The 4,732-nt window shown below is 43.3% G+C and carries 7 protein-coding genes; all 7 read right to left on the reverse strand.

The features are described 5' to 3' along the window. Positions 1-514 (reverse strand): AAA family ATPase (locus tag GMD4S_RS07000; RefSeq protein ID WP_000923545.1); only part of this gene is annotated, 514 nt, incomplete at its 3' end. Between the two features lie 6 nt (positions 515-520). Then, entirely contained in the window at positions 521-952 is a 432-nt protein-coding gene (locus GMD4S_RS07005; protein WP_001034394.1) for an arginine repressor, read from the reverse strand. Continuing rightward, complete coding sequence (locus GMD4S_RS07010; RefSeq protein ID WP_001041047.1) at positions 945-1,760, reverse strand: TlyA family RNA methyltransferase; 816 nt, start codon at positions 1,758-1,760, stop codon at positions 945-947. The genes GMD4S_RS07005 and GMD4S_RS07010 overlap by 8 nt, the downstream gene beginning before the upstream one ends. Continuing rightward, a complete protein-coding gene (locus GMD4S_RS07015) occupies positions 1,753-2,628 on the reverse strand; it encodes a polyprenyl synthetase family protein (protein ID WP_000743829.1) in 876 nt (291 codons plus the stop codon). The genes GMD4S_RS07010 and GMD4S_RS07015 overlap by 8 nt, the downstream gene beginning before the upstream one ends. After that, entirely contained in the window at positions 2,625-2,837 is a 213-nt protein-coding gene (locus tag GMD4S_RS07020; protein WP_000043226.1) for an exodeoxyribonuclease VII small subunit, read from the reverse strand. Before GMD4S_RS07020 ends, GMD4S_RS07015 begins: the two co-directional genes overlap by 4 nt. Then, complete coding sequence (gene xseA / locus GMD4S_RS07025) at positions 2,815-4,155, reverse strand: exodeoxyribonuclease VII large subunit (RefSeq protein WP_000417497.1); 1,341 nt, start codon at positions 4,153-4,155, stop codon at positions 2,815-2,817. The genes GMD4S_RS07020 and xseA overlap by 23 nt, the downstream gene beginning before the upstream one ends. A gap of 128 nt (positions 4,156-4,283) precedes the next feature. Beyond that, the coding region (gene udk, locus GMD4S_RS07030; RefSeq protein WP_000385672.1) for a uridine kinase at positions 4,284-4,732 on the reverse strand (449 nt) is incomplete at its 5' end.

Consider the following 4,732-nt stretch of genomic DNA (forward strand, 5'->3'; position numbering starts at 1 on the left):
GCATTTTGCGATAGGCATCAAAGCTCGTCTGATAGGTCTCCTTCAAGTCCAAGAAAGCAGCATCACCAAACTCATCCAACATCTGGATGTGCAGTTGAGGACGCATTAACTCCTCTTGGTCATGCTGACCATGGATATCCACAAGGTGTTGCCCAATGGCACGCAAGACAGAAAGATTGACCATCTGACCATTCACGCGACTAACACTACGACCATTTTGCAAAATTTCCCGACGGATGATAATCTCATCCCCCAATTCTAAACCTTGCTCATCAAAAAGTTCCTGTAAAAGGCGACTATTTTCAACCGAAAAAAGTCCCTCAATCTCTGCCTTTGGCGCACCGTGACGAATAACATCTGTCGTTGCACGAGCCCCCAACATGAGATTCATAGCGTCGATAATGATAGACTTTCCAGCACCCGTTTCTCCGGTCAAAACAGTCATACCCTTTTCAAAATTGAGTGAAATCGCCTCAATAATGGCAAAGTTTTTTATCGAAATTTCAAGTAACATACTGACCTACCATTTTTTGACTTGTTCAACAATTTCCTCAGCTGCCTCTGCTGTTCTAGCTACAATTAAGATAGAATCATCATCAGCTAGACAGCTAAAAATCTGTTCAGAAAATGCTTCAACCAACTGACTCTTCACAAAAATAGTATTTCCAGGAATGACAGCAAGATTGATCATATTTCCCATTAACTCAGAACTCACAATATTGTCCTCAGCCAACTGCAAACTTTTGACGACTGATTTTGGCAACTCATAGATATAGGTGTTGTTCTTCAAAGGAATTTTAACAATCCCAAGCTCCTTGATGTCCCTTGAGACAGTGGCTTGCGTAGCAGAAATACCTGCTTCCTTTAAGTGCTCAACGATTTCTTCCTGAGTCCCAATTTGATAATCTGTAACAAATCTTCTAATTTTTTCAAGTCTCTCTTTTTTATTCATCTTTAAATTCTCTATGTGCTCTCTCTACAACTTTTTCTATTTCAGGAGCAACTTGGTTACTTGCTCCATCTTCCTTTTTCAAATATGCCAAAAATTCGATGTTTCCATGTCCACCTTGGATTGGTGAATAGTCTAATCCAAACACTGAAAAACCTTGTTCAACTGCCATAGCAGTGACAGATTCAAGGACATGTTGATGAACCTTGGCATCGCGAATGATTCCATTCTTTCCAATCTGCTCACGACCTGCTTCAAACTGGGGCTTAACCAGAGCCACGACCTGACCTTGATCAGCCAAGACACGGTGCAAGGCAGGTAAAATCAGACTGAGGGAAATGAAACTCACATCAATACTGGCAAAGCTCGGTTCCTGCTCAAAATCAGTCTTTTCAGCATAGCGGAAATTGAACTGCTCCATGCTGACAACCCGTGGGTCTTGACGTAATTTCCAAGCCAACTGATTGGTACCAACATCGACTGCAAAGACTAACTCAGCACCATTTTGCAACATGACGTCAGTAAATCCTCCAGTGGAAGCACCGATATCAATCGTGGTCGCTCCATCAACTGACAACCCAAAGACCTGCAAGGCTTTTTCTAATTTCAAACCACCACGGCTAACATACTTGAGTTTTTCACCCTTGAGTTTTAGATCAGTGTCATCTGGGATTTTCTCTCCTGGCTTGTCAAAACGCTCCCCATTGAGGACTGCTACAACTAGACCAGCCATGACACCGCGTTTAGCCTGTTCTCGCGTTTCAAACAAGCCCTGTTTATAAGCTAGTACATCCACTCTTTCCTTAGCCATTGATTCTCAAACTTTCTACTACTTTCACAATCGGCTCTGTTTCAAAGCTGACTTGCTGGGCAATTTCTTCTAACTTGGCATTAGCTTGATCCAAGGTTTGGTTACAAAAAGCAATGGCCTCCTCCAAACCCAGCAAGGCTGGATAGGTTGATTTTTCAGCCTGCAAATCCTTTTGTGGAGTCTTGCCGATTTCCTCAAAACTAGCTGTCACATCCAGCACATCATCTCGAACTTGAAAGGCCAGCCCAATCAATTCACCCACAGTTTTCAATTTTGCTTGGATTTCTGGTTCCAATTCCGCAATGATAGCAGCTGCTTGGAAAGGATAAGCTAGTAATTTTCCAGTCTTATTGGCATGAATGGTCTGAAGTTCTTCCAAGGATAAATGCTGGTGTTCGCCTTCCATATCTAAAACCTGCCCTGCCACCATACCTAGACTCCCTGAAGCAAGGGATAAGTTGGCAATCAAATCCACCTTGATCTGACTTGATAAATCTGCCTGCGCTATCAAGGCATAGGGATCTAGGAACAAGGCGTCTCCTGCCAATATTGCCATCGCTTCGCCAAATTTCTTATGATTGGTTAAACGCCCTCGACGGTAATCGTCATCATCCATAGCAGGAAGGTCATCGTGAATCAAGCTCCCTGTATGAATCATTTCCAAGGCCGCGGCTACCTGCGCATGAGCTGGTTGGATAACCACTTTCAGGGATTCCAAAACTTCTAGCAAAAGAAAAGGGCGAATACGCTTGCCACCAGCATGAATGGAATAGAGAACAGACTCTCGCAAACTAGAGGCAAACTGCTGGTCTCCATAAAAATCTTCCAAAGCCGATTCAACAAGAGCTAATTTTTCTTGCTTCTTCATTCAAAATCACTTTCTGTCCCGTCTTCTTGCATGACCTTAACCAAGGTCTTTTCAGCCTTGTCCAGCGTCGCTTGGAGCTCTTTTGACAAGACCATTCCCTTTTGAAAGGCAGCAATCGCATCTTCTAAAGCAATTTCACCATTTTCTAAACTTTGGACAATGGTCTCCAGTTCTGCTAGATTTTCCTCAAATTTCTTTTGTTTTGACATCTTTAACCTCTAATTCTACTTGACCATCTCGCATCAAAAGCGTCACTTGATCTTTTTTATTCAACATCTCAACAGAATCGACTACGGACTCTTCTTTTTTGACAATTGCATAACCACGAGCCACGATTCGACTGGTATCCAACATCATCAAAGCTTCTGAAAGTCGCTTGACTTCAGCAACCTTGGCATCATAAACCAGCGCCATTTGGCTGCGTAGGAGCTTGTCCAACTGACCTAGACGGTCTTGATAACGCTGGATTTTGGTAATAGGTGATAGTTGGACCAGTCGATGCGTCCTTGCTTGGACTAGTTGTCTGTTATCAGAAATCCGTGTTCGCAAACTTTGTTTTAAGCGCAGTTGTAGTTGATCTAACCGTTGCAAATAACCATCATACAAGCGCTCTGGCTGTCTAAAGATAACTGACTGACTGCATTTTTTCAGAGCTTCTTGTTTCTTAGATAGGACATTTCGGACTGCTGTTGCCATCCGTTTTTCTTGATTTTGTAAATGGCTCAAGAGATCCAACTTGGTCACAGGCGTTGCCAATTCAGCCGCAGCTGTTGGCGTCGCAGCCCGTCTATCTGCCACAAAATCCGCCAAGGTCACATCCGTCTCATGACCAACACTAGAGATGATGGGCAAACGGGATTCAAAAATAGCCCGTACCACGATCTCTTCGTTAAAGGCCCAGAGATCCTCGATGGAACCCCCACCACGACCAATAATGAGAACATCTAGGTCCTCACGTTGATTGGCACGCGCAATATTTCGAGCAATTTCCTCCGCAGCTCCATCACCTTGTACCTTGGTCGGATAGAGAAGGATATCAACACCAGGAAAACGTCTGCTGACAGTCGTGATAATATCTCGAATAACGGCTCCACTGCGACTGGTTACCACACCGATTTTCTTAGAAAATTGGGGAAGAGGTTGCTTGAATCTCTCTTGAAACAGACCTTCTTCTGTCAGTTTCTTCTTGAGTTGTTCAAACTGAATCGCTAGCGCCCCAACCCCATCAGGCTCAGCTTTCTCAATGATGATAGAGTAGCTACCGCTTGGTTCATAGACCTGCACACGCCCAATCACATTAATCTTCATACCTTCTTCCAGGTCAAAGCCTAATTTCTGATAAATCCCAGACCAGATGGTCGCTTGAATAACTGCATTGTCATCTTTTAGGGAAAAATATTGGTGAGTAGGTCGTTTACGAAAGTTGGAAACTTGACCAGTTAAATAGACCCGTTCCAAGTAAGGGTCTTTATCGAATTTCATTTTCAGATACTTGGTCAAAGTTGTTACCGATAAATACTTTTCCATCTCCACCTACTATTCATTTTCTTGCTTTTCCATGGGTATTATTATACCAAAAACATGCTTAAAAATCACCTTTTTCCTACTGAAACTAAAGGAAAAATAGAAAAAGGAGGCTAGGCCTCCTCATCTGATTATTTGCTGTTTCTCGCTTCTTCCAAAATCTTTGCAATCTTGGTCGTCAAAAGGTCAATAGCAACGGTATTGCTGACCCCTTCAGGAATGACGATATCAGCATAACGCTTGGTTGGCTCGATAAACTGGTGGTACATAGGTTTGACCACACCCAAATACTGATCAATAACGCTATCTAGACTACGGCCACGCTCTTCCATATCACGCTTGATACGACGAATAATACGCACGTCATCATCTGTATCCACAAAAATCTTGATATCCATCAAATCGCGCAGACGCTTATCCTCCAAGACCAAAATCCCCTCAACGATAAAGACATCCTGAGGCTCCTGACGATAGGCCTTGCTACTCCGTGTATGCTCTGTATAGTCATAAGTTGGAATGTCCACCGGGCGCCCTGCCAACAATTCCTTAATCTGCTCGATCATCAAGTCTGTATCAAAGG

The organism is Streptococcus sp. GMD4S, assembly GCF_000296955.1.